Origin of the sequence: Vogesella mureinivorans (assembly GCF_007644035.1) — a bacterium.
Lineage (GTDB): Bacteria > Pseudomonadota > Gammaproteobacteria > Burkholderiales > Chromobacteriaceae > Vogesella > Vogesella mureinivorans.
The window spans coordinates 1-25,791 of sequence record NZ_VMTV02000791.1; the positions used below are offsets into that span (position 1 = coordinate 1).

Genomic DNA, 25,791 nt, shown 5'->3' on the forward strand with positions numbered 1-25,791 from the left:
GGGAGTCGCCAAGTTGGTTAAGGCACCGGATTTTGATTCCGGCATGCGAAGGTTCGAATCCTTCCTCCTCAGCCATTATCCTGCATAACAAAGAATACTGGGGAGTCGCCAAGTTGGTTAAGGCACCGGATTTTGATTCCGGCATGCGAAGGTTCGAATCCTTCCTCCTCAGCCAAGCTTCCAGAGTGAAGTGAGAAAAAGAGCGTGTAAGTACTTCTTACACGCTTTTTCTTTATCTACCGATCCTAAGGCATTCCAGTTATGGCGGCATACGACAGTTTGATGGTCTTCACCGGGACAGCGAACCCGGAACTTGCACAAAACGTGGTGAAACACCTCGATATTTCCCTCGGCCGTGCCGATGTGGGCAAGTTCAGTGATGGTGAAGTGGCAGTAGAGTTGCTGGAAAACGTGCGCGGTCGCGACGTTTTCATCCTGCAGCCTACCTGTGCCCCAACCAACGATAACCTGATGGAAATCCTGACCATGGCCGACGCGCTCAAGCGCGCCTCTGCCGGCCGGATTACTGCGGCGATTCCGTACTTCGGTTACGCCCGTCAGGACCGTCGCCCCCGTTCCGCCCGTGTACCGATTACCGCCAAGCTGGTGGCCAACATGCTGACCAGCGCCGGTGTAGACCGTGTACTGACCGTCGACCTGCACGCCGACCAGATCCAGGGCTTTTTCGACATGCCGGTGGATAACGTCTACGCTACCCCGGTACTGCTGAAAGATATCCGCAGCCAGCGTTTTGAAGACCTGATCGTGGTGAGCCCGGACGTAGGCGGCGTGGTACGCGCCCGTGCCGTGGCCAAGGCGCTGAATACCGACCTGGCCATCATCGACAAGCGTCGCCCGAAGGCCAACGTGGCCGAGGTGATGAACATCATCGGTGAAGTGCAAGGCCGCACCTGCCTGATCGTGGACGACATGATCGACACCGCCAATACCCTGTGCAAAGCTGCTTCCGCCCTGAAAGAGCGTGGCGCCCAGCGTGTACTGGCTTACGCTTCCCACGCCGTGTTCTCCGGGCAGGCTGTGGATCGCATCACTAATTCGGACATCGACGAAGTTGTCATCACCGATACCATTCCGCTGTCGGCCCAGGCCAAACAGTGCAGCCGCATCCGCGTGGTATCCATTGGTGGCCTGATCGCAGAAACCCTGCGTCGCATCAACAACGAAGAATCGGTGTCCTACCTCTTCAATGAGGATCTGGTTTCGTCGGGCGCTTGCCTGCCGTAAACGTTCAGCCCGCTGGTCGCGGTGGGCTGGAGACTTAAATGAAGCTGAAAAGCTAACTGGAGTATTTCACATGGCAATCGAAGTTATCGCTACCAAGCGCGTACAAGAAGGTACTGGTGCGAGCCGCCGCCTGCGTATCGCTGGTCAGACCCCGGCTGTGGTATACGGCGCTGGTAAAGACGCTGTATCCATCACCCTGGATCACAACACTATGTACTACGCTCTGAAAAACGAAGCGTTCCACAACGAAGTACTGGAACTGGTTATCGACGGTCAGAAAGAGCAAGTAAAAATCGCTGCTTTCCAGATGCACCCGTTCAAGCAACTGGTTCTGCACATCGACTTCGCTCGCGTGTAATAGATTAAGCCGTGCCGCCTGGCGGTAACGGTACTGGGCTCGTTGCGGCTAAACCTGCAGCGGGCCTTTTTCATGGAATACAGGAAATGACAGCCATCCGTCTGGTGGTCGGCCTGGGCAACCCCGGCGCCGAATACGAAAAAACCCGTCACAACGCCGGCTTCTGGCTGGTAGACGAGCTGGCCTGGCAGCACAAGGCCAGCTTGCGTGCCGAAGGCAAATACTTTGGCGAAGTGGCCCGTGCGGTACTGCCCGGCGGCGACCTGTGGCTGCTCAAACCCATGACCTACATGAACCTGTCCGGCCAGGCTGTGGGCGCGCTGGCACGCTTTTACAAGATCGCGCCAGAGGAAATCCTGGTGGTGCACGACGAGCTGGACCTGCCGCCCGGCGCGGCACGCTTCAAGCAGGGCGGGGGGCATGGCGGCCACAACGGGCTGAAAGACATCATTGCCAAGATCGGCTCGCCCAACTTCTGGCGCCTGCGTATCGGCATTGGCCACCCGGGCGACCGCAACGAAGTAGCCAACTTTGTGCTGAAAAAAGCCCGTGCCGAAGAACAGCAAGCCATCGACGACGCCATCGCCAAAGCCATGCAGGTCATGGCGCAAGCCATCGCCGGCGACATGCCCGCCGCCATGAAAACGCTACACACCGCCGCCAAGTAAAGCGCGGCCAAGGTTGGCCGCAAGCGGCCGAAAACAAAGAACACGGCACCGGGTGATACAATCACGCGGTGTATGCCTGCCCCGGTGGCAGGCCGGATATTTCGAGGAATCACCATGAGTCTGAAATGCGGTATTGTCGGCCTGCCCAACGTAGGCAAATCCACCCTGTTTAACGCGCTGACCAAAGCCGGTATCGAAGCGGCCAACTACCCGTTCTGCACCATCGAGCCGAACGTGGGCATCGTAGAAGTGCCGGACCCGCGCCTGCAGCAGCTGGCCGCCATCATCAACCCGCAGAAAATCCAGCCTGCCATCGTCGAGTTTGTCGACATCGCCGGCCTGGTAGCGGGCGCCTCCAAGGGCGAAGGCCTGGGTAACAAGTTCCTGGCCAATATCCGCGAAACCGACGCCATCGTGAACGTGGTGCGTTGCTTTGACGACGACAATATCGTGCACGTAGCCGGTAAAGTCGACCCGATCTCCGATATCGAAACCATCGGCACCGAGCTGGCGCTGGCCGACCTGGCCTCGGTAGAAAAAGCCATCGCCCGTGACGGCAAGAAAGCCAAATCCGGCGATAAAGACGCGCAGAAGCTGGTGGCCGTGCTGGAAAAAGTGCTGCCGCACCTGAACGAAGGCAAGCCGCTGCGCAGCTTCAAGCTGGACGACGAAGACAAGGCGCTGCTCAAGCCGCTGTGCCTGCTCACTATCAAGCCGGCCATGTACGTGGCCAACGTGGCAGAAGATGGCTTCCAGAACAACCCGCATCTGGACAAGCTCACCGCCCTGGCCGCCGCTGAAGGCGCGCCGGTAGTAGCGCTGTGCGCCGCTATCGAGAGCGAAATTGCCGACCTGGACGACGCCGATAAAACCGAATTCCTGGCCGAAATGGGTCTGGAAGAGCCTGGCCTGGACCGCTTGATCCGCACCGGTTACACCCTGCTGGGCCTGCAAACCTACTTTACCGCTGGCGTGAAAGAAGTCCGCGCCTGGACCATCCGTGTTGGCGATACCGCACCGCAAGCCGCCGGCGTGATCCATACCGACTTCGAGCGTGGCTTCATCCGTGCGCAAACCATCGCCTTCAATGACTTCATCACCCTGGGTGGCGAAGCCAAGGCCAAGGAAGCCGGCAAGATGCGCGCAGAAGGCAAAGAATACGTGGTGCAAGACGGCGACGTGCTGAACTTCCTGTTCAACGTGTAAGCCGTAGCACTGTAGCGGCGCCCAGTGGGTGCTGCTCATAACAACAAGCCCCGTCCTGACGGGGCTTGTTGTTTTTGTTGGGTGCAGGAATCTGGCACAGGCGAATGGGGGGCTCCCAGCAGTGCGTGAGTAGCTGTCCAAATGGACAGGTCTTGCTAAGAACTTTTGTTGAAAAGTAAAAGTCCTAGCATTGATGAATATCGCCATTGAAATAATGGAATGTATAAAACATAGCGTTGCGCTGAATCTATAACGTGGCGAACGGCAAGACGCTTGTTTGCTACGCCATGTGTTCCCATTGTGTGCGGTTGGCTGTCGATGCCGCCAGGCACTTGCCTGGTGTGTAGCTGCCCCGCCCGGACCGCTTGATATCCTGTTACCCCAGTCAGTTTGCCCCTTGTCAGCCCGGCTTATCCATAGCCTTGGGCTGCATGGGCGTTATACCCGTTTGTTCAAAAAGGAAAACCATGACCCGCTTTGCCTCCCTGCTCCCCATGTTTCTGCTGTGTTGCCTGACTGCCTGTGGTGGCGGTGGAGGTGGCGGCGGTAGTTTGGGTGGCGGGGTGACGCCGCCACCGCCAGCCAAAATCGACCCGCAGGGCCTTTGGCAAGGTACGGCCAAGTCTGCCAGCAACGAGCTGAATATCGAGGTGGCTGCGGATGGTTTGGGCGGCGCTTACGCCGTATTGAATGCGGCGGATGGTGCGCCAGCCGAAGCCCTGTACATGACGGGTTTCAGCGCGGAAAACTTTGTGGCCGGTAGCAAGAACACCAGTGGCAAAGGCTACTATCGTCATGTGGCAGGGGGCTTTTATCAATCGCTTGACTCGTCTAGCGTCACGGTACAGTCGGGCGGCAGTCAAAAAACATTGCAGTTTCAGGTGGCGGCTGGCCTGAACGGCAGCAACCCGCGCAGCGTCACGGTGACTTACAACAGCCAATACGATAGCGCAGCGAGCATTGCCAGCGTGCTGGGGGGCTATACCAGCAAGCAGGCAGGCAATACCTTGGCTACCCTGACACTGTCCGATGCAAACCCCAATAGCATGCTGATCAGCGGCAACCCGGCATGTGTGTTCAGCAATAGCCGCTTTAGCGTGCTGGATAGCCGCAAAAACCTGTTCTCTGTCGTCGGTATTTTCAACGGCACAGACTGTGCCTTTACCGGCACGGCCGGCGGCGTGGCCTACGCTACCCTGAGCGAAAGTGGGCAGGTAAATGGCCTGAGCATGATGCTGCAAGCGATGGATGGCAGCGGCATGTACGTGTTCCAGGGTAGCAAGGATTAAGCAGGGCCGGGCTGGCTGTGCGGTCCGGGGCTTCACAGCCCAGGTCGTACTACCAGCTTTTTCATTTGCTTATCGGTATTTGTTCCAACCGAATGCTGGAGTCAAAAAGTCGGGTTTGTTATAGTTCGTTTCATTGTATTGATTATTAAATCAATAGCCATAAGGAATAAAATCATGAAAAAGACCCTGCTCGCTCTGACACTGATCGGCTTTGCGGCCAACGTTTACGCTGCAGACCTGCTGGATACCGTACAGCAACGCGGCACGCTGAAAATCGCACTGGAAGGCACCTACCCGCCATTCAACTTCAAGGACAAAGAGCAGAAGCTGACCGGCTTTGAAGTAGAGCTGGGCAATGCGCTGGCGCAAAAGCTGAAGCTGAAGCCGGAGTTCACCACTGGTGAATGGAGCGGCCTGCTGGCCGGCCTGCAAGGCGGCAAGTTCGACGTGGTGCTGAACCAGGTGTCGATTACCGACAAGCGTAAGGAAGTGTTCGACTTCTCGCAGCCGTACACCATTTCCAGCGCGCAGCTGATCGTACGCAAGGACGAAAAACGCAGCTTCAAGAGCCTGGCCGACCTGGCCGGCAAGAAAATGGGCGTGACCCAGGGCAGCAACTACGCCGAGATGGTGAAGGCGCAGGGCGGTATCGAAGCCAAGTTTTACCCATCCGCCGCAGAAATTTTCCAGGATCTGGCGCTGGGCCGTGTGGATGCGGCAGTGAACGACAGCCTGCTGATTCCGTTTGCACTGAAAGAAGCCAAGCTGCCGCTGAAAGCCGGCGCGCCGGTAGGTGGCACCACGCAGATGGGTATTCCGTTTGCCAAAGGTAACCCCAAGTTCAAGGCCGCCATCGACAATGCCCTGAACGCGCTGCACAAAGACGGCTCGTTCAAGAAAATTTCGGTGAAGTGGTTCGGTATTGATGTATCGAAAGCACCCGCTGCGCGATAATCCTGCAGCTTGAATATCACGCCCCTGCCGTGTGCGGGGGCGTTTGTGTTTTGGAGAGTGAAAATGGAATGGTTGAGTCTGGCGCAAGAGGCGCTGCCCGTGCTGCTCAAAGGGGCCGGGCTAACGGTGTTCTTTGCCCTGAGCGCCATGGTGCTGGGTTTGACATTGGGCTTTGTGGTGGCCATGGTGCGCCTGGCACGTGTGCCGCTGCTGGCGCCGCTGGTGGCGTTTTATGTGAGCGCCATGCGCGGTACGCCGCTGCTGGTGCAGATTTTTGTCATCTATTATGGCCTGCCGTCGGTAGGCATCGAATTCGAGCCGGTCACCGCCGGCGTACTGGCCTTGACGCTAAACGTGGCGGCTTACCTGTCGGAAAGCCTGCGCGGTGCCATTGCCGGGGTGGATAAGGGGCAGTGGGACGCGGCGCAGTCGCTGGGGCTGAGCTGGTGGCAGAGCATGCGGCACATCATTGCGCCACAAGGTATACGCCTGGCGGTGCCCAGCCTGGCCAACAGCCTGATTTCGCTGATCAAGGACACCTCGCTGGTGTCGGTGATTACCGTGTCCGAGCTGATGATGGCCACCAAAGACATGATCGCGCAGACCTTCCAGCCGCTGCCGCTGTACCTGATGGCCGCGGCGATCTACTGGGTGCTGAGCGCGCTGTTCGAACGCGTACAAAAGCGCGTAGAGCAGCATTACGCCAAAGCCTACCAACGTTAAGCCTGTACGCAGCCTGCGTGCGCTGCGCGTGCAGGCTGGCAGACACATACCGGCCAGGGTTGGCCGCAAGGGGAACAGACCATGAAATTTGCTACCAAGGCCATACACGCCGGGTTTGACTGCCACCAGCACAACCGGGCGCTGATGCCGCCCATTTACCAGACCTCGGCCTTTGCCCACGATGCGGTAGGCGAGCAGCTGGATTTTGCCTACGCCCGTACCGGTACGCCTACCCGTGCGGCGCTGGAGGCCAACCTGGCGGCGCTGGAAGAGGCACAGCACGGCCTGGCCTTCGCCAGCGGCATGGCTGCGGTGGACGCTGTGCTGCGCGCCACGCTGCAGCCGGGCGACGAGGTGATTGCGGTGGCCGATTTGTACGGCGGCGCCTACCGCATTCTGGATAAAGTGATGCAGCCGCTGGGCATCAAGGTGACCTTTGCCGACCTGAGCAATGCGGCCAACCTGCAGGCGGCGATCAGCCCGCAAACCCGCCTGGTGTGGCTGGAAACCCCCACCAACCCGCTGCTGAACCTGGTAGACGTGGCTGCGCTGTCGGCCATTGCCCACGCGCACGGTGCCGTGGTGGCCGTGGACAACACGTTTGCCACGCCTTACCTGCAAAACCCGCTTAATCAGGGCGCGGATATCGTGGTGCACTCGGCCACCAAGTATCTGGGCGGCCATTCGGATGTGCTGCTGGGCCTGGTGGCGGTGAACGACGAGGCGCTGTTCAAGGCCATCAAGTTTATCCAGAACGCTGCCGGTGCCGTGCCCGGCCCGCAAGACTGCTTCCTGACCCTGCGCGGTATCAAGACGCTGGCACTGCGCATGGAGCGCCACTGCGACAACGCCGAGCGCGTGGCTGCCTATTTGCAGCAGCACCCGGCTATCGAGAAAGTGTTCTTCCCCGGCCTGGCCGATCACCCGGGCCACGCGCTGGCCAAACGCCAGATGCGCCGCTTTGGCGGTATCGTTACCGTGTACCTGAAAGACGACAGCCGCGAAGCCGCCAGCCGCGTGGCCAGCCGCTTGCAGCTGTTCATGCTGGCCGAGTCACTGGGCGGGGTCGAATCGCTGGTAAACCACAGCTACACCATGTCGCACGGTGGCATGCCGCCGGCGCAAAAAGCAGCGCTGGGTATCCGCGAGGGGCAGCTGCGTTTGTCTATCGGCATCGAGGATATCGATGACATTCTGGCTGACTTGGCGCAGGCGTTGGCGTAAGCAATAAGTAATTTTGCGCAAATGACGTATTGATTCAATAATGAATAAATATTGAACAAGGCGGCAAGGCCATGAGGCGTGTGTGGCAAGGATGGGTATTGGGGGCATGTTTGCTGATGCAGGTGGCGTTTGCCACCAGCTTGCCTGCCATGGTCGTGGTCACCGAGGACGCCCGGCCGCTGCATTATCTATGGCAGGGCCAGCTACAAGGCGAGGCCCCTCCTTTTATTCATTTGCTCATGCAAGATGCTGGTCTGCGCTATAGCCAGCAGGTTTACCCTTGGGCGCGCGCTTACATGATGGCCAGCAGCCTGCCCAATGTGCTGATCTACTCTATGGCGCGCACGCCAGAGCGCGAGACGCAGTTTCAGTGGGTAGGCAAACTGCTTACCGTGCAGTACGCCATGTATGCGCTGCAGACACGCCAGGACATTCGCGCCCGCACGGTAGACGAGCTGCGTCATTATCGGCTGGGGGTAACGGCCAACGATGTGCGCGCCCATTGGCTGCGCGAGCAGGGTATTCCGGAGGCGACGCCGGATAGCCGTACAGGCATGGATGTGGCGCATAACGGGCTGAGCAATATGCGCAAGCTGATGCAGGGCAGGGTGGATATGGTGCCGACCTCGGCGGTAGGGCTGCGCTCTTTTTGCCTAACCGAAAACGTAGACTGCAACCGTTTTCGCCGGGTCATGGTGTTGCCTTTCAGTGTGGATTTGTATGTGGCCGCTAGCCTGAAAACAGCCCCGCCAGTGATGCAGGCACTGCGTCATAGCTACGAACGTTTGGTTCGCAATGGTAGCTATCAGCGGCTCATGTCGCCCTACACTGATCGTGCCAGCCTGGCTCTGCGGCCTTAGGAATGCGTGTTCATGAATGAATATATGCTGCGTCTGCTGGTGATGGTGTGTGTATGGGGCATGTCCTGTATGGCCCTGCCCGCCCGTGCCGTCAGCTTTCGTGTGGTAACCGAAGATGCTCCGCCTTTTACGTATCGGGTAGGCGACGAGCTGGCCGGCCCGGCCTTGCCCTTTATCGACAAGCTCATGCAGTCTGCGGGCCTACCCTATACCCATCATGTCTATCCTTGGGCGCGCAGCATGGCGCTGGCCCAGCATGCGCCGAATGTGCTGATTTACGCCTTGGCACGCACGCCGGAGCGCGAGAGCCGCTTTCACTGGATAGGCGAGCTGGTGGGTCTGCACGTTCACCTTTATGGCATGGTTGGCCGCAAGAGCCTGCAGATAGTGTCTATGGAGCAAGCCAGGCAGCTGCGTATTGGTGTCATCAATAAAGATGTACGGCTGGATTGGTTCAAGGCCAATGGTTTTAGCGAGCTGACGCCCAGCTCGGTGGGTGGGCTGGACCTGTCCGAGAATAACGATGTGAACATGCTCAAACTGCGACGTGGCATGGTCGATGCGGTACCGGTTAGCCGTATTGCCATGCAAACCTATTGCCGCCAGCAAAAGCTGGACTGCGGCCAGTTCCGTCCGCTGTATCCGCTACCGGTGACGATGTCGCTGTATTTGGCCGCCAGTAAAAAGACCCCATACGAGCATGTGAATACCCTGCGTTACCACTACCGCAAGCTGGTACAGAACGGCACCCACCATCAGGCATTTGCACGACTGGCGGAGGATTAAGAAGACTCAACGCCAACAGCGTGTGTATCACTCTGTGCCCTGCGTATCGTAGCCCAGATAATTTTGCAGAATCTGCCCGACCTCTCCCTGTGCATTCAGTCGGCTAAAAGCTTGCTGTAACGCCTGTAACTGCGCCTTGGGGTAGTCCCTGTGGCAGGCCAGCCAGGAATCGGCCTCGCCCAGCGTGGCCACGGCTTTCAGCGGGAAACCCACCAGCCGGGCTTCGTAGCGTGCTACCACATCGTGTACTGCCCAGTAGTCGGCTTGGCCCAGCTGCAACAGGCGCAGGCCATCATTCACTACATTGGTCGTGCTGTAAGGCAGCCGTTTTTGTTGCAGGCGGATTTCTGCCGACGAGCCAGCCAGTACGGTAATACGCGCATCCGCGGCAGCTTGGGGGCTGGCCAGGCGGGCGTTGCCTGCCCAGCCGTACAGGCGTACCTGCCCGGGGAGAATCAGGCCTACCCACTGGTACTGCTTTTCGCGCGCAGGCAGGCGGGTAAGCGGGAAAATGCAGGTGGTGCGATGCTGGCTGGCCATGAGCTGGGCGCGTCGCCAAGGTACCGTGCTGATCTCGACGGTCATGCCTGCCTGGTTGGCCGCACGTTGCACCAGCTCGTCGGCTATGCCGGGTTTCTGCCCGCTACCGGGGCCCATGTGCAAGGGTGGATACAGCATGCTATAGGCTTGTAGCACGGCCTGGGCGTGGGCGGGTGGGGTAAAGAACAGCAAGAGTGTCAGTAGGCGAGTCAGCATCTACAGCAGGGTCGGGGTAAATAAAACCGGGGAAAATAAAAAAGCGCGCAGGCCAAAGCCTGCACGCCTTGATTGTACGCCTGTCGGCTTAGCCTGCCTTGACGCAATCCACGCAATAGACTTTCTGGCCGTCTACCAGGGTGGCTACCAGGCCATGTACGTCGGTTTCAAAGCCGGGTAGCTGGCTATTGAAGGCCTGCACAAAGCGCAGGTAGTCGACGATGGTGGTATTGAACACTTCACCCGGAATCAGCAGCGGAATGCCTGGCGGGTACGGGGTCAGCAGCACGGCGGTGACGCGGCCTTCCAGCGCTTCTACCGGCACGCGTTCGATTTCGCGGTGTGCCATCTTGGCAAAGGCATCCGCCGGGCGCATGGCCGGCTCCATATCCGACAGGTAGATCTCGGTGGTGAGGCGGGCGATGTCGTGCTCGCGGTACAGGCTGTGAATCTTCAGGCACAGGTCTTTCAGGCCCACGCGCTCGTACTGCGGGTACTTGGCAACAAATTCCGGCATCACGCGCCACAGCGGCTGGTTTTTGTCGAAGTCGTCCTTGAACTGCTGCAGCAGCGAGATCAGCGTGTTCCAGCGGCCTTTGGTAATGCCGATGGTAAACATGATGAAGAAGCTGTACAGGCCGGTTTTTTCCACCACCACACCGTGTTCGGTCAGGTATTTGGTGACGATGGCGGCCGGGATGCCCAGCTCCTCAAAGCTGCCGTCCAGCGACAGGCCCGGGGTCAGCAGGGTGGCCTTGATCGGGTCCAGCATGTTGAAGCCTTCTTCGATACCGGCAAAGCCGTGCCAGCTGTCTTCCGGTTTCAGCGTCCAGTCGATCGGGTCGCAGATGCCGTCATCAGACAGCGCATCCGGGCCCCATACGCTGAACCACCAGTCGTCGCCGTATTCTTCGTCTACCTTGCGCATGGCGCGGCGGAAGTCCAGCGCCTCGACCAGCGATTCTTCTACCAGCGCCTGGCCACCCGGCTGTTCCATCATGGCGGCTGCGACGTCGCAGCTGGCGATAATGGCGTACTGCGGGCTGGTGGACGTGTGCATCAGGTAGGCTTCGTTGAAGCTCATGGTGTCCAGCTTGCGGTTCTCCGGGTCCTGCACCAGGATCTGCGAGGCTTGCGAAATGCCGGCCAGCAGTTTGTGGGTGGACTGGGTGGAGAAAATCATCGATTCCTTGCAGCGCGGGCGGCCCTCGCCAATGGCGTGGAAGTCACCGTAGAAATCGTGGAAGCTGGCGTGCGGCAGCCAGGCTTCGTCAAAGTGCAGCGTGTCGACTTCACCATCCAGCATGCCCTTGATCTCTTCTACGTTGTACAGAATGCCGTCGTAGGTGGACTGGGTAATGGTGAGGATGCGTGGCTTGGCGTTGGGGTTTTTGGCCAGTGCTTCGCGGGCGAAAGGGTTGGCCGCAATCTTGGCGCGGATGCTGTCCAGCGAGAACTCGCTTTTCGGGATCGGGCCGATGATGCCGTAGTGGTTGCGCGTGGGCATCAGGAACACCGGGATGGCCCCGGTCATCATGATGGCGTGCAGGTTGGATTTGTGGCAGTTGCGGTCTACCAGCACGATATCGCCGGCGGCCACGGTGCTGTGCCACACGATCTTGTTACTGGTAGAGGTGCCGTTGGTAACGAAGAACAGGTGGTCACTGCTGAAAATACGCGCGGCGTTGCGCTCGGACGCGGCTACCGGGCCGGTGTGGTCCAGCAGCTGGCCCAGCTCGTCCACCGCGTTGCACACGTCGGCGCGCAGCATGTTTTCGCCAAAGAACTGGTGGAACATCTGGCCTACCGGGCTTTTCAGGAAGGCCACGCCGCCGGAGTGACCCGGGCAGTGCCAGCTGTAGGAGCCATCGTAGGCGTAGTTCACCAGCGCACGGAAGAACGGTGGTGCCAGGCTGTCCAGGTAGGATTTGGCTTCGCGGATGATGTGGCGTGCCACGAACTCCGGCGTGTCTTCGTGCATGTGGATGAAACCATGCAGCTCGCGCAGGATGTCATTGGGAATATGGCGTGCGGTGCGGGTTTCGCCGTACAGGTACACCGGGATATCCGGGTTGCGGCGGCGGATTTCCGCCACAAAGCCGTACAGGCCGCCCAGTGCGGTTTCGGCCGAGTCGTCGGTGTGGAATTCCTCGTCATCGATGGACAGGATGAAACCGGCGGCGCGGCTTTGCTGCTGTGCAAACGAGGTCAGATCGCCATAGCTGGTGTAGCCAATGACGCTCATGCCCTCGGCTTCGATGGCGGCGGCCAGTTCACGAATACCGGAACCACTGGTGTTCTCGGAACGGAAGTCCTCGTCGATGATGACGATGGGAAAGTGAAAACGCATACCTGAGTCCTTGTTACTGTTAACTCGGACACATCAGGCTGCCGTAAGGCCGCTTGGGCAGAGCGTGAACCACGCCGGGTGCGACAGTGTGGTTCGGTGCACCTGTAACGCCAATGCTGGCCTTCGCGGCGGGGCCGGAAGTGTCACTCGGTGCGCGTTGGGGCACAGTTCTGTACGTACGACGTGATGCCGCCGCCCTGGATGGCTGGCCTTGAGGCGCGATTGTTTATCCGCCATGCACTGCACGACGGAACAAAGGGGCGCTTTGCACCGCGGTCCGCACTGGGAGGCTCGCCTCCTTCACGTCTGCCGGCTTAGGGTGTTGTCGTCCGGGTGGCCTGGATGAGGTTGGCCGCAACGGAAAACACCTTCGAATAACCCAAGAAAGCGCGCATTGTAGCGGCATTGTGGGCGTTTATGTTGCACGGCAGTATTACAGCCAGAAAAAGTTTTTCTGTCAGTGCGCAAGGCGGGCTGGCGGCTGCGTGATTTGATCAAAAGCCTTGCCGGAACAAGCGTTTGCTAGCCGGTGCTGTCGGTGTCCGCTGGGGGTGGGCTGGTGGGTGGGCGGCGCTTTTTCCACAGCCGTGGTGCAGCGCGCAGCAGAATACTGCCGCTGGCCAGCAAGAGTAGTAGCGCCAGCGGCAGCACGACCAGATAGGGGAACCACAGTATCGCTGCGGCCAACATCAGCAGCACCAGCGCAATGCTGGCAAAAGCCCTGGCTTCGCTGTCTTCCACGCTGCGTGTACCGCGGATGGCGCTATCCAGCGCATCTCCCAGCCGTGCGGCCTGGCGGGCAGCGGCGGCGGCGCTGGCCACCGCGTGCTGGCGCAGCGGTAGCTTGGGGCCTTGCTGGCGGGGTTTGGCCAGGGCTGGCCGCTTGTGTGTGCCGCTCAGCACGACCTCGGTAGCGTGGTCGATGTCCTGCAAAAAGCGTGTTTCCATTTGGGCAGCCAGGCTGTTGTCTTCTATGGCTACGTCTAGCTCGCGGTTGGCCAGCCAGCTGGAGATATTCAGATTGGTGGAGCCAATGCGCGCCCAGCGGCCATCCGCCACCGCGGTTTTGGCGTGGATCATGGGCCCGTTCCATTCGAACACGCGTACACCGGCCTCCAGCAGCGGGCGGTACAGCGTGCGCGAGACGGTGGCGATCCAGCCGATATCGCTGCTGCGCGGTACCAGCAGGCGCACATCCACACCATCGCGGGCGGCGTTGCATAGCGCGCTCAGGTAGGCGCTGGTACCCATGAAGTAGGCGTCGGTCAGCCACAGCCGTTCGCGGGCGAAGCCGGCGATCAGCAAGTCCAGCCGCATCAGCTTGGCGGTGGACGGGGTGGTGGCGATCAGCCGTGCGCTAACCTGACCCGCTGGCTCAAGGTTGGCCGCAAGGCTGGGCAAGGGCTCGCCGCAGGCCGCCCAGCTGTCGGCAAATGCCGCGACGGCATCGCCCAGCAGCGGGCCGCGCAGGCGCAGGCCGGTATCGCGCCAGCCCAGCCAGCGCGAGCTGGCACACAGGCCACCGATAAACGCGGTATCGCCATCCACCACAATCAGCTTGCGATGATCACGCCCCAGCAGGCTCAGGCCACTGCGCCAGCCGGGGGCTTGCCAGGCGCGTACCTGCGCCCCGGCCTCTAGCAGGGGAGTGAAGAAGCCGCTGTAGTGTTCGCGCCAGCAGCCCAGCCAGTCGTATAGCACATACACCTGCACGCCTTGCGCCAGGCGCTCCAGCAGCAAGCCGCGTAGTTGCTGGCCGAATTCGTCGTCGGCAAACAGATACATCTCGATCAGGATGCTGTATCTGGCGCTGGCTATGCTGTCCCACCAGGCCTGGAAATTGGCCTCGGCATCAAACAGCACGTCGATCTGGTTGCCCGCTACCAGCGGTGCGCCAGCCGAGCGCGCCAGTGCCTGTTCAGCCAGCTGGCGGAACAGTGTGTCCTGTGTGGATGCGGTGTGATGCGATGCCATTTGTTTATTGTCTGACAGTATTAAAAATCCATTATTTTGTAGGGTTCCGACTATCAGCCAGGCAAGTCGTTTTTTTGAATGTTGGTGTCTCTAAATTATAAAGTGACGTGCGGGTAATCCCGCATTCTGTAGTGATAAAATTACAATAAGTCTTTGTTTATTAAATGATAATGCGTCGCACAAAAAGCGGTTGCAGGGTCAGCATTCTTGACCTTAGAATCGAAACATTCGCATCACATTATAAGCAGGGACAAAAGATGGACAGACAGCGCTGGCTGGAGGGCACTTTATACAGCCCGGATTTCGAACAAGACAGCTGTGGTTTCGGCCTGATCGCCCAACTGGACGACAAGCCTTCGCACTGGCTGGTCAATACCGCCATATCTTCCTTGGCCAAGCTCACCCACCGCGGCGCCGTAGCTGCCGATGGCAAATCGGGCGACGGCTGTGGTTTGCTGTTCCGCAAACCAGACGGTTTTCTGCGTGAAGTCGCCGCCGAAGCCGGTTTTGCCCTGAAGGCAGTGTACGCCGCAGGCCTGGTGTTTGCCCACCCGGATGCCGCGCAGGGCGAGCGTAGCCGCAACAGGCTAAAAGAATTCCTGGAAGCCCAGGGCCTGGAAGTGGCCGGCTTCCGCGAGGTGCCTATCGATATCGGCGCCTGTGGCGAGCAGGCCATGGCATCGTTGCCTAGCTTCTACCAGGTATTTGTAAACTGCCCCTTCGGCATGGACGAGCTGTCGTTCCAACGCCGCCTGTATATGGGTCGTCGCCAGGCTGAAAAAGCCAACAAGGCAGACGACCCTTATTTTTATCTGCCGACGCTGTCGCCGCACACCCTGTCGTACAAGGGCCTGGTGACGCCGGATAACCTGCACAAGTTCTATCTGGACTTGTCCGACCCGCGTTTCGAGTCCAGCCTGGCGGTATTCCACCAGCGTTTCTCCACCAATACCTGGCCGCAGTGGAAACTGGCGCAGCCGTTCCGCTTCCTGGCGCACAACGGCGAGATCAACACCGTACAGGGCAACCGTCACTGGGCCCGTGCCCGCGAGCGCATCATGACCTCGCCGCACATCGATATGGACGCCATCCGTCCTATCGTGCAAACCGACGGCTCCGACTCCATGAGCCTGGACAACATGCTGGAAGGCCTGCTGATGGGCGGCATTCCGCTGTTCCGTGCGCTGCGCCTGTTGGTGCCGCCGGCATGGCAGAACGTGGATTCCACCGATAAAGACCTGCGTGCCTTCTACGAATTCAACTCCATGCATATGGAGCCGTGGGATGGCCCGGCCGGTATCGTGCTGACCGACGGCCGCTACGCCGGCTGTATGCTGGATCGTAACGGCCTGCGCCCGGCGCGCTGGGTGCTGACCAAAGACAATATCCTTACCATCGCTTCCGAAGTGGGCGTCTGGGACTACAAGCCGGAAGACGTGGTGAAAAAAGGCCGCGTGAAGCCGGGCCAGCTGTTTGCCGCCGACCTGCAAACCGGCGAAATCCTGTACCCGGAAGACATCGACGCGCAGCTGAAATCGGCCAAACCGTACCGCCAGTGGATCAAGGACGCCGGCTCGCGCCTGGAGCTGTCCATCGAGGACGATGCCGGCCTGGAAGCGTGGCCGAAAGACCAGCTGCTGACCTACCAGAAGCTGTTCAACATCAGTTTTGAAGAGCGCGACCAGATCCTGCGCGTGCTGGCCCAGGACGGCCAGGAAGCCGTAGGCTCGATGGGTGATGACACCCCGATGGCAGTACTCAGCCAGAAGGTACGCTCGCCGTTTGACTACCTGCGCCAGCAGTTTGCCCAGGTGACCAACCCGCCGATCGACCCGATCCGCGAAGCCATCGTGATGTCGCTGAACACCGTATTCGGCCCCGAGCGCAATATGTTCGAGGAAACCGCCGAGCACGCCAAGCGCCTGGAAGTGCGCAGCCCGGTGCTGTCGCGCGAGAAGTTCATCCGCATCACCACGCGTACCGAGCACTACCTGAAAGCCACCACCTTCGACCTGTGTTTCGACCCGGCCGAACGTACCCTGCAACAGGCCATCGAACGCCTGGCCGCGCACGTGGTGGAAGCCGTGCAGGAAGGTACCGTTATTGTGGTGCTGTCCGACCGCACCATTGCGGCCAACCGTCTGCCGATCCCGGCGCTGTTTGCCGTCGGCGCCGTGCATCACGCGCTGATCGACGCGGGCCTGCGCTGCAAGTCCAACATCATTGCCGAAACCGGTACCGTGCGCGACCCGCACCAGATGGCCTGCCTGCTGGGCTACGGTGCGACCGCCGTTTACCCGTACCTGGCCTACCAGACTATCGTGGACCTGGTGACAACCGGGGACGTAAGCCTGCGCGTGAACGAAGCGCTGCAGCACTATCGCAAGGGCATCAACAAGGGCCTGATGAAAGTGCTGTCCAAGATGGGTATTTCCACCATCGCCAGCTACCGTGGTGCCCAGCTGTTCGAAGGCATCGGCCTGCACGAAGACCTGGTACAGCTGTGCCTGAAGGGCACCGTATCGCGTATCTCCGGCGCCAGCTTCGAAGACTTCGAAGAAGACCAGAAGCTGCTGTCGCGCCTGGCATTCAACCCGATGCGCCCGGTGACCCACGGCGGCCTGCTGAAATACGTGCACGGCGAGGAATACCACGCCTACAACCCGGACGTGGTGATGACGCTGCAAAAAGCGGTACAGAACACCGACTACGACGCCTACAAGCAGTACGCCGAGCTGGTGAACACCCGCCCTGTGGCCATGTTCCGCGACCTGATGCAGCTGAATTTTGAAGGCGTGACACCGATTGCCATCGACGAAGTAGAGCCGGTGGAAAGCATCCTCAAGCGCTTTGACTCCGCCGGTATGTCGCTGGGCGCGCTGTCGCCAGAAGCGCACGAAGCCATGGCCACCGCCATGAACCGCCTGGGTGGCCGCTCGAACTCCGGCGAAGGTGGCGAAGACCCGGCGCGTTATGGCACCGAGAAGATGTCCAAGATCAAGCAGGTAGCGTCCGGCCGTTTCGGTGTGACCCCGCACTATCTGGTGAACGCCGAAGTGCTGCAGATCAAGGTAGCCCAGGGTGCCAAGCCAGGCGAAGGCGGCCAACTGCCGGGCGATAAAGTGTCCGGGCTGATTGCACGCCTGCGTCACGCCAAGGAAGGCGTCAGCCTGATTTCGCCGCCGCCGCACCACGACATTTACTCGATCGAAGATCTGGCCCAGCTGATTTTCGACCTGAAGCAAGTGAACCCGACTGCGCTGGTGTCGGTAAAACTGGTCGCCGAGCCGGGCGTGGGCACCATTGCTGCCGGTGTGGCCAAGGCCTACGCCGACCTGATTACCATCTCCGGTTACGACGGTGGTACCGGTGCCAGCCCGCTGACCAGCGTGAAATACGCCGGTAGCCCGTGGGAGCTGGGCCTGACCGAGGCACAGCAGGTACTGCGTGCCAATGGCCTGCGCGGCCGCGTACGGGTACAGACCGACGGTGGCCTGAAAACCGGCCTGGACGTGATCAAGGCGGCCATCATGGGCGCCGAGAGCTTCGGCTTTGGTACCGGCCCGATGGTGGCGCTGGGCTGCAAGTTCCTGCGTATTTGCCACCTGAACAACTGCGCCACCGGCGTGGCCACCCAGGAAGTGAAGCTGCGTTCCAAGTACTTCATCGGCCTGCCAGAAATGGTGATGAACTACTTCCTGTTCATCGCGCAGGAAACCCGCGAGTGGATGGCCAAGCTGGGCGTGCGCAATATGGAAGAGCTGATCGGCCGCATGGAGATGCTCACCCTGCTGGAAGGCAAAACCGGCAAGCAGCAGCGCCTGGACTTGTCGCCGCTGCTGTCGCAAGGCACGGTGCCGGACAGCGTGCCACGCTTCTGCGTGAGCGATTCCAACCCGTCCTTCGATAAGGGCGAGCTGGCCGAGCAGATCCTGCTGGACGCGCTGCCTGCCATCAACAACAAGCAGATGCTGCAGCTGAGCTACCCGATCGAGAACATTCACCGTTCCATCGGCGCCCGTCTGTCCGGCGAAATCGCCCGTGTACACGGTGCCGCCGGCCTGCCGTTTGGCTGCCTGAAGGTGAAGTTCACCGGCTCCGCCGGCCAGAGCTTTGGCGTGTGGAACGCACCGGGCCTGCACCTGGAGCTGGAAGGCGATGCCAACGATTACGTGGGCAAAGGCATGGCCGGTGGCCGCGTGACCATCTACCAGCCAAAAGGCGCAGCGTACCAGTCGGACGAGTCCATCATCATCGGTAACACCTGCCTGTACGGCGCCACCGGTGGCCAGCTGTTTGCCGCCGGTGTGGCTGGCGAGCGCTTTGCCGTGCGTAACTCCGGTGCCCTGGCAGTGATCGAAGGCGCGGGTGACCACTGCTGCGAATACATGACCGGCGGCAGCGTGATCGTGTTGGGCGAAACCGGCTACAACTTTGGCGCCGGCATGACCGGGGGCTTTGCCTTCGTGTATGACCGTGCCGAGAAGTTTGCCTACCGTTTCAACAACGAGCTGGTGGATATCAACCTGATCAACGGTGAAGCGATGGGCATGTACCGCGCCTACCTGCTGGAGAAGATCGCCAAGCACGTGGAGCTGACCGGCTCGGAAACCGGCCGCGCCATGCTGGAAAACTTCGACGATTACGTCGACTACTTCTGGCTGGTGAAGCCTAAAGCGGCCAAGCTGGAAAGCCTGCTGAAAGACTGATAGGGACGGGCGGGTTGGTCCGCCCCTTGATAGCAATAAAAGCACCTTGCGGCCAACGTTGGCCGCAGGGGCAAAGGACAAGTGATCATGGGTGACGTTTTCCAGTTCATGAAGCTCTCGCGCAACCCGGGCGACAAAGTAGAAGTCGCCGTGCGCAAGATCGAATTCAAAGAGATTTACACCCCGCTGCACGCGGTAGATGCGGGCGACCAGGCAGGCCGCTGCCTGTCCTGTGGCAACCCCTACTGCGAGTGGGAATGCCCGGTGCACAACTACATCCCCAACTGGCTGAAGCTGGTGAAGGAAGGCAAGCTGTTCGAGGCGGCCGAGATGTCGCACAAGACCAATAGCCTGCCGGAAATCTGCGGCCGCGTTTGCCCGCAAGACCGTTTGTGCGAAGGCGCGTGCACGCTGGAGCAGGGTGGCTTTGGCGCCGTGACCATCGGCAGTGTAGAAAAATTCATCACGGATGAAGCCTACAAAGCCGGCTGGCGCCCGGACATGTCCAAAGTGGTGTGGACCGACAAAAAAGTGGCCATCATCGGCGCCGGCCCGGCCGGCCTGGCCTGTGCCGACGTGCTGGTACGCAACGGCGTCCGCCCGGTGGTGATCGACCGCTACGAAGAAATCGGCGGCCTGCTGACCTTCGGCATCCCCGAGTTCAAGCTGGAAAAGAGCGTGGTGCAACGCCGCCGCGAGATCATGGAAGGCATGGGCGTGACCTTCCAGCTGAATACCGAAGTGGGCCGCGATGTGGAAATCGAAGCCCTGCTGGCGCAGTACGACGCCGTGTTCATGGGCATGGGCGCCTACAAGTACATGAAGGGCGGGTTTGAAGGTGAAAACCTGCCGGGCGTACTGGAAGCACTGCCTTTCCTGATCAACAACGTACGCCAGTGCCTGGACACCCTGCCAGCCGGCGATGCGCCGCTGTCCATGGACGGCAAGCGCGTGGTGGTGCTGGGCGGTGGTGATACCGCCATGGACTGCAACCGCACGTCCATCCGCCAGGGTGCCAGCAAGGTGATTTGCGCCTACCGCCGTGACGAGGCCAATATGCCGGGCTCCAAGCGCGAAGTGGCCAATGCCAAGGAAGAGGGCGTGGAGTTCCTGTGGAACCGCCAGCCTATGGGTGTAGAACAGGCCGCCGATGGCAGCTTGCGCCTGAAACTGGCCGAAACCCGCCTGGGTGCGCCGGATGCCAAAGGCCGTCGTAACGCCGAAATCGTGCCAGGCAGCGAAGAAGTGATCGAGTGCGACCACGTCATCGTCGCCTTTGGCTTCCAGGTAGAAGCCGCCAGCTGGTTCGAGCGCCAGGGCATTGCCAGCAATGCACAGGGCCGCACCGTGGCCCCGGCCAATGGTCACTTCAAGCACCAGACCAGCAACCCGAAAATCTTCGCTGGTGGCGACCAGGTGCGCGGTGCGGACCTGGTGGTACGTGCGGTATTCGAAGGTCGCCAGGCCGCCGAAGGCATGCTGTCCTACCTGCAAGTCTGGTAAGCCCTGCGTTTACTTGCGCCGTGTTATCCAACCCCTCTTGCCTGGCAAGAGGGGTTTTTCGTTTGTCAGTGTCATGCCTGCACCATGCCGCTGACAAAATCTTGCGGCTCCCCCTCTTGAAAACCGGCTATGCCGTCCCTATGATTAGCACTCGTCAGGGCAGAGTGCTAATGCACCTGTCCGCTATCGCTGAATTGATAGGTAATCATCTTTCAACAGCCACTGCTATTAGGAGAGTCAAATGGCAATTCGTCCTCTGCACGATCGTGTTGTTATCAAGCGCCTCGAGGCTGAAGAAAAAACCGCCTCCGGCATCGTTCTGCCGGGCGCCGCAGCTGAAAAACCAGACATGGGTGAAGTGGTTGCCGTAGGCAACGGCAAGATCCTGGAAAACGGCGACCGCCGTGCGCTGGAGCTGAAAGTTGGCGACAAGGTTATCTTCGGCAAGTATTCCGGCCAAACCGTCAAGGTTGACGGTGATGAGCTCCTCGTTATGCGCGAGGAAGACGTGATGGGCATCGTTGAGTAATCCGGGCCGCATCCCTCTTATCAAACTGATTCTGGAGAATTTCAAGCATGGCAGCTAAAGACGTACGCTTCGGCGATTCCGCCCGCGCAAAAATGGTAGTGGGTGTCAACATTCTGGCTGACGCCGTTAAAGTGACCCTGGGCCCGAAAGGCCGCAACGTGGTACTGGACCGCTCGTTCGGCGCCCCGACCATCACCAAGGATGGCGTATCCGTAGCCAAAGAAATCGAACTGAAAGACAAGTTCGAAAACATGGGCGCCCAGATGGTGAAAGAAGTCGCTTCCAAGACTTCCGACGTTGCCGGTGACGGTACCACCACCGCTACCGTACTGGCCCAGGCTATCGTGCACGAAGGCATGAAGTTCGTGACTGCCGGCATGAACCCGATGGACCTGAAGCGCGGCATCGACAAAGCCGTTATCTCGCTGGTAGGCGAGATCGCCAAGATCGCCAAACCTTGCGCCACCACCAAGGAAATCGCCCAGGTTGGCTCCATCTCGGCCAACTCCGATAGCGATATCGGCGAAATCATTGCTACCGCAATGGAAAAAGTCGGCAAAGAAGGCGTGATCACCGTTGAAGACGGCAAATCGCTGCAAAACGAGCTGGACGTGGTAGAAGGCATGCAGTTCGACCGCGGCTACCTGTCCCCGTACTTCATCAACAACCAAGAAAAACAGATTGCCGCACTGGATAATCCGTTCATCCTGCTGTTCGACAAGAAAATCTCTAACATCCGCGACCTGCTGCCCGTACTGGAGCAAGTAGCCAAGTCCGGCCGCCCGCTGCTGATCATTGCTGAAGACGTAGAAGGCGAAGCGCTGGCTACCCTGGTAGTGAACACCATCCGTGGCATCCTGAAAGTGGTAGCCGTGAAAGCCCCTGGCTTTGGCGACCGTCGCAAGGCCATGCTGCAAGACATCGCTACCCTGACCGGCGGCACCGTGATTGCAGAAGAAGTGGGCCTGACCTTGGACAAGGTAACTCTGGAGATGCTGGGCCAAGCCAAGCGCGTTGAAGTGGGTAAAGAAAACTCCACTATCATCGATGGCGCAGGCGATGCAGCATTGATCCAGGCACGTGTTGCCGAGATCCGTCAGCAGATCGAAGCCGCGACGTCCGACTACGACCGTGAAAAACTGCAAGAACGCGTAGCCAAGCTGGCTGGCGGTGTCGCCGTGATCAAGGTTGGCGCTGCGACCGAAGTGGAAATGAAAGAGAAGAAAGCCCGTGTGGAAGACGCACTGCACGCTACCCGTGCGGCAGTGGAAGAAGGCGTGGTACCTGGCGGTGGCGTAGCCCTGCTGCGTGCCCGCTCCACCCTGGCTGATCTGGTGACTGCCAACGCCGACCAGGCTGCTGGCGTGAAGATCGTGCTGAAAGCCATCGAAGCCCCGCTGCGCCAGATCGTGCAAAACGCCGGTGACGAGCCGTCCGTAGTGGTAAACAAAGTGCTGGAAGGCAAAGGTAACTTCGGTTACAACGCGGCCACTGGCGAATACGGCGACATGCTGGAAATGGGCGTTCTGGACCCAGCCAAAGTAACCCGCTCCGCGCTGCAGCACGCAGCCTCCGTAGCTGGCCTGATGCTGACCACCGACTGCATGGTAGCCGAGCTGCCGGAAGACAAGCCTGCCATGCCAGACATGAGCGGCATGGGCGGCATGGGTGGTATGGGCGGCATGATGTAAGCTGCCTCGCTCTGCGAAGCCTGAACCCCGCGCCACGGCGCGGGGTTTTTCTATGTAGCAAAACAATGCGGCCAACCTTTCACCGGGTTGGCCGCATTGTTTTGCCCGCACAGTCTGGCACAATGCCGGCTTTATCTTGTGGAGCGTCAACATGAAACGATCAGATTTGCTCAAAGCGCTGGACGGCAAGCTGGAGCCATGGCGCTTCAAGGACTACGCCCCGAACGGGCTGCAAGTGGAGGGCAGTGACGAGATCCGCCGTATCGTCACCGGCGTTACCGCATCGCAAGCCTTGATTGACGAAGCGATCCGCCTGCAGGCCGATGCCATCCTGGTGCACCACGGTTATTTCTGGAAAAGCGAGGCCGCTGCCATTACCGGTATCAAGCGCCAGCGCATCGCGGCGTTGCTGCACAGCAACATCAACCTGTTTGCCTACCACCTGCCGCTGGATGCGCACCCGGCGCTGGGCAATAACGCCCAGCTGGGCCAGGTACTGGGCTTGCAGAACGCGGCGCCGTCGCTGGCGGAGCCGCTGATCTGGACCGGCGAGCTGGTACAAAGCTGTACGGCCGATGCGCTGCGCGCGCACGTTGGCCGCAGCCTGGGGCGGGAAGCGCTATTGCTGGGGGACAACACCCGCAGCGTGCAGCGCGTAGCCTGGTGTACCGGTGGGGCGCAGGGTTATTTCGAACAAGCCATCGCTTTAGGCGTGGATGTGTTCATTACTGGCGAAGTGTCTGAGCAAAATCAGCATTTGGCTAATGAAACAGGCGTAAGCTTCATCGCGGCGGGCCATCACGCCACCGAACGCTACGGCGTGAAGGCGCTAGGCGAGTGGCTGGCGAACGATTTTGCCCTGGATGTGCAATTTATCGATCTCTTTAACCCGGTTTGAAAACTAAGCCCCTGTTGTCAATGAGGCGATTTGTCGCATATGCGCTTCAAGTTCCCTCATGGAATCGGGTAGAATTGTAAAGTTTCAAGTTTATAGCTCGGTTTCCACGTTTGAGGATGACTGTAATGAGTGAACAACACGTTGATGCGGGGCGCCGTCGTTTTCTGACGGTGGCCACCAGCGCGGTTGGTGGTGTGGCGGCAGCCGGTGTGGCTGTCCCGTTTTTGATGAGCTTTGCACCTTCTGAGCGTGCCAAGGCTGCAGGTGCGCCAGTAGAAGTGGACATCAGCAAGCTGGAGCCGGGTCAGAAGATCAACGTCGAATGGCGTGGCAAGCCGGTATGGGTTCTGTCCCGTACACCGGAACAGCTGAAAAACCTGTCGACTATCGAAGGTGAGCTGCTGGATCCGAAGTGCGAATCGCCAGAGCAGCCGGATTACTGCAAGAACCAGACCCGCTCCATCAAGCCGGAGATTCTGGTTGCTGTAGGTATCTGTACCCACCTGGGCTGTTCTCCGACCCACCGTCCGGACCTGGCGCCTGCCGACCTGGGCCCGAAATGGGTTGGCGGGTTCTACTGTCCATGCCATGGCTCCAAGTTTGACTTGGCTGCCCGTGTCTACAACGGTGTGCCGGCGCCAAAGAACATGGAAATCCCGCCGCACAAGTACCTGACCGATACCACGCTGCTGATCGGCGATGACAAGTAAGCGAGGGGAAAATACATGAGCACTGGCCAAAAAATCCTCAATTGGGTGGATGAGCGTTTCCCGCTGTCCTCGATGATGAAAGAACACGTCACCGAGTACTACGCCCCCAAAAACTTTAACTTCTGGTACTTCTTTGGTTCCCTGGCACTGCTGGTGCTGGTGATCCAGATCGTTACCGGTATTTTCCTGACCATGAACTACAAGCCGGATGCCACGCTGAACGGCGCTGGCATTCCGGTAGCGTTTGCTTCGGTGGAATACATCATGCGTGATGTGGCAGGTGGCTGGATCATCCGCTACATGCACTCTACCGGCGCGTCCATGTTCTTTGTCGTGGTTTACCTGCATATGTTCCGTGGCGTGATCTACGGTTCCTACAAGCAGCCACGCGAACTGGTATGGGTATTCGGTACGCTGATCTTCCTGGTGCTGATGGCCGAAGCCTTCATGGGCTACCTGCTGCCATGGGGTCAGATGTCGTTCTGGGGCGCACAGGTAATTGTTAACCTGTTTGCTTCCATCCCCGTTATCGGCCCGGATCTGTCGGTGTTCATCCGCGGCGACTTCGTGGTGGGCGATGCAACGCTGAACCGCTTCTTTGCCCTGCACGTGATTGCGGTACCGCTGATTCTGCTGGCACTGGTGGTAGCCCACCTGATCGCCCTGCACGAAGTGGGCTCCAACAACCCGGACGGCGTGGAAATCAAGAAACTCAAAGGTGAAGATGGCAAGCCGCTGGATGGCATTCCGTTCCACCCTTACTACACCGTGAAAGACGTACTGGGTGTGGCTGTGTTCCTGATCGTGTTCTCCGCTATCGTGTTCTTTGCACCGGAGATGGGTGGTTACTTCCTGGAAAAACCGAACTTCGACCAGGCAGACCCGCTGAAGACACCAGCTCACATTGCGCCGGTATGGTATTTCACCCCGTTCTACGCCATTTTGCGTGCGGTACCGTCGTTTGCCGGTACCCAAGTATGGGGCGTGCTGGCGATGGGTGCGGCGGTGGTGCTGATTGCCTTCCTGCCGTGGCTGGATAAATCCCCGGTGAAGTCGATCCGTTATCGTGGCCCCAAGTTCAAGATCATGCTGACCTTGTTCATTACCGCCTTTATCGGTCTGGGTATTCTGGGTGCGTTGCCGTCGACCGACCTGCGCACAATCGTGGCTCAGCTGCTCTCCATCATTTACTTTGCGTTCTTCCTGGGCATGCCGTTCTATACCAAGAACGACGTGGGCACCACACCGGTTCCGACCCGTGTGACCATGAGCACTCCGGCTCGCCAGGCACGCTTTGTAGTACTGGTGGTAGCAACGCTGGTGGCCGCTACCCTGTTTGCAAAATTCATCTGATAAAG

The 25,791-nt window shown here is 59.6% G+C and carries 20 protein-coding genes and 1 tRNA gene; 18 read left to right on the forward strand and 3 right to left on the reverse strand.

Annotation, left to right across the window (positions count from 1 at the left end):
* Nucleotides 1-98 precede the first annotated feature (98 nt).
* The 11 genes from FLQ44_RS18250 (at nucleotide 99) to FLQ44_RS18300 (ending at nucleotide 9,313) form a co-directional block, all read left to right on the forward strand.
* Nucleotides 99-175, forward strand: a tRNA-Gln gene (locus tag FLQ44_RS18250).
* A gap of 86 nt (nucleotides 176-261) precedes the next feature.
* Nucleotides 262-1,245, forward strand: a complete 984-nt coding sequence (locus tag FLQ44_RS18255) for a ribose-phosphate pyrophosphokinase (RefSeq protein ID WP_147695498.1) — start codon at nucleotides 262-264, stop codon at nucleotides 1,243-1,245.
* A 70-nt stretch (nucleotides 1,246-1,315) separates the two neighbouring features.
* Nucleotides 1,316-1,603, forward strand: a complete 288-nt coding sequence (gene rplY, locus FLQ44_RS18260) for a 50S ribosomal protein L25 (RefSeq protein WP_017508751.1) — start codon at nucleotides 1,316-1,318, stop codon at nucleotides 1,601-1,603.
* An 86-nt stretch (nucleotides 1,604-1,689) separates the two neighbouring features.
* Entirely contained in the window at nucleotides 1,690-2,271 is a 582-nt protein-coding gene (pth, locus tag FLQ44_RS18265; RefSeq protein ID WP_147695499.1) for an aminoacyl-tRNA hydrolase, read from the forward strand.
* Nucleotides 2,272-2,385: 114 nt separating this feature from the next.
* Nucleotides 2,386-3,477 carry a redox-regulated ATPase YchF gene (ychF, locus tag FLQ44_RS18270; RefSeq protein WP_147695500.1) on the forward strand — a complete coding sequence of 364 codons (1,092 nt, stop codon included), beginning with the start codon at nucleotides 2,386-2,388 and terminating at the stop codon, nucleotides 3,475-3,477.
* 467 nt (nucleotides 3,478-3,944) lie between these two features.
* Nucleotides 3,945-4,766 carry a hypothetical protein gene (locus FLQ44_RS18275; protein WP_147695501.1) on the forward strand — a complete coding sequence of 274 codons (822 nt, stop codon included), beginning with the start codon at nucleotides 3,945-3,947 and terminating at the stop codon, nucleotides 4,764-4,766.
* A 174-nt stretch (nucleotides 4,767-4,940) separates the two neighbouring features.
* Nucleotides 4,941-5,720, forward strand: coding sequence for a transporter substrate-binding domain-containing protein (locus FLQ44_RS18280; protein WP_147695502.1), 780 nt, complete (start codon nucleotides 4,941-4,943; stop codon nucleotides 5,718-5,720).
* 63 nt (nucleotides 5,721-5,783) lie between these two features.
* Nucleotides 5,784-6,443: an amino acid ABC transporter permease gene (locus FLQ44_RS18285; RefSeq protein ID WP_147682531.1), complete on the forward strand. Its 660-nt coding sequence runs from the start codon at nucleotides 5,784-5,786 to the stop codon at nucleotides 6,441-6,443.
* Between the two features lie 81 nt (nucleotides 6,444-6,524).
* On the forward strand, nucleotides 6,525-7,667 hold the full coding sequence (locus tag FLQ44_RS18290; RefSeq protein WP_147695503.1) for a trans-sulfuration enzyme family protein: 1,143 nt from the start codon (nucleotides 6,525-6,527) through the stop codon (nucleotides 7,665-7,667).
* A 71-nt stretch (nucleotides 7,668-7,738) separates the two neighbouring features.
* Nucleotides 7,739-8,527 carry a substrate-binding periplasmic protein gene (locus FLQ44_RS18295; RefSeq protein WP_147695504.1) on the forward strand — a complete coding sequence of 263 codons (789 nt, stop codon included), beginning with the start codon at nucleotides 7,739-7,741 and terminating at the stop codon, nucleotides 8,525-8,527.
* A gap of 12 nt (nucleotides 8,528-8,539) precedes the next feature.
* On the forward strand, nucleotides 8,540-9,313 hold the full coding sequence (locus tag FLQ44_RS18300; protein WP_147695505.1) for a substrate-binding periplasmic protein: 774 nt from the start codon (nucleotides 8,540-8,542) through the stop codon (nucleotides 9,311-9,313).
* A gap of 27 nt (nucleotides 9,314-9,340) precedes the next feature.
* Here FLQ44_RS18300 and FLQ44_RS18305 read toward each other — a convergent pair whose 3' ends face one another.
* The 3 genes from FLQ44_RS18305 to FLQ44_RS18315 form a co-directional block, all read right to left on the reverse strand.
* Complete coding sequence (locus FLQ44_RS18305) at nucleotides 9,341-10,069, reverse strand: substrate-binding periplasmic protein (protein ID WP_147695506.1); 729 nt, start codon at nucleotides 10,067-10,069, stop codon at nucleotides 9,341-9,343.
* 88 nt (nucleotides 10,070-10,157) lie between these two features.
* Nucleotides 10,158-12,419: an arginine/lysine/ornithine decarboxylase gene (locus tag FLQ44_RS18310; protein ID WP_147695507.1), complete on the reverse strand. Its 2,262-nt coding sequence runs from the start codon at nucleotides 12,417-12,419 to the stop codon at nucleotides 10,158-10,160.
* Between the two features lie 522 nt (nucleotides 12,420-12,941).
* A complete protein-coding gene (locus FLQ44_RS18315; protein ID WP_206208979.1) occupies nucleotides 12,942-14,393 on the reverse strand; it encodes a phospholipase D-like domain-containing protein in 1,452 nt (483 codons plus the stop codon).
* A 257-nt stretch (nucleotides 14,394-14,650) separates the two neighbouring features.
* Here FLQ44_RS18315 and gltB point away from each other — a divergent pair, with 257 nt between their 5' ends.
* From gltB to FLQ44_RS18350, 7 genes are all read left to right on the forward strand, one after another.
* The gene (gltB, locus tag FLQ44_RS18320) at nucleotides 14,651-19,102 is read left to right on the forward strand and encodes a glutamate synthase large subunit (protein ID WP_147695508.1); all 4,452 of its coding nucleotides are present in this window, start codon (nucleotides 14,651-14,653) and stop codon (nucleotides 19,100-19,102) included.
* Between the two features lie 87 nt (nucleotides 19,103-19,189).
* A complete protein-coding gene (locus FLQ44_RS18325) occupies nucleotides 19,190-20,605 on the forward strand; it encodes an FAD-dependent oxidoreductase (protein ID WP_147695509.1) in 1,416 nt (471 codons plus the stop codon).
* 241 nt (nucleotides 20,606-20,846) lie between these two features.
* Nucleotides 20,847-21,134 (forward strand): co-chaperone GroES, encoded by a 288-nt coding sequence (gene groES / locus FLQ44_RS18330; protein ID WP_017510212.1) that lies wholly within the window; start codon nucleotides 20,847-20,849, stop codon nucleotides 21,132-21,134.
* Nucleotides 21,135-21,181: 47 nt separating this feature from the next.
* Nucleotides 21,182-22,825 (forward strand): chaperonin GroEL, encoded by a 1,644-nt coding sequence (gene groL, locus FLQ44_RS18335; protein WP_147695510.1) that lies wholly within the window; start codon nucleotides 21,182-21,184, stop codon nucleotides 22,823-22,825.
* A gap of 151 nt (nucleotides 22,826-22,976) precedes the next feature.
* A complete protein-coding gene (locus FLQ44_RS18340) occupies nucleotides 22,977-23,723 on the forward strand; it encodes a Nif3-like dinuclear metal center hexameric protein (RefSeq protein WP_147695511.1) in 747 nt (248 codons plus the stop codon).
* A gap of 125 nt (nucleotides 23,724-23,848) precedes the next feature.
* On the forward strand, nucleotides 23,849-24,433 hold the full coding sequence (petA, locus tag FLQ44_RS18345; RefSeq protein WP_147695512.1) for a ubiquinol-cytochrome c reductase iron-sulfur subunit: 585 nt from the start codon (nucleotides 23,849-23,851) through the stop codon (nucleotides 24,431-24,433).
* Nucleotides 24,434-24,448: 15 nt separating this feature from the next.
* Nucleotides 24,449-25,786: a cytochrome b gene (locus tag FLQ44_RS18350; RefSeq protein WP_147695513.1), complete on the forward strand. Its 1,338-nt coding sequence runs from the start codon at nucleotides 24,449-24,451 to the stop codon at nucleotides 25,784-25,786.
* Nucleotides 25,787-25,791: the final 5 nt, after the last annotated feature.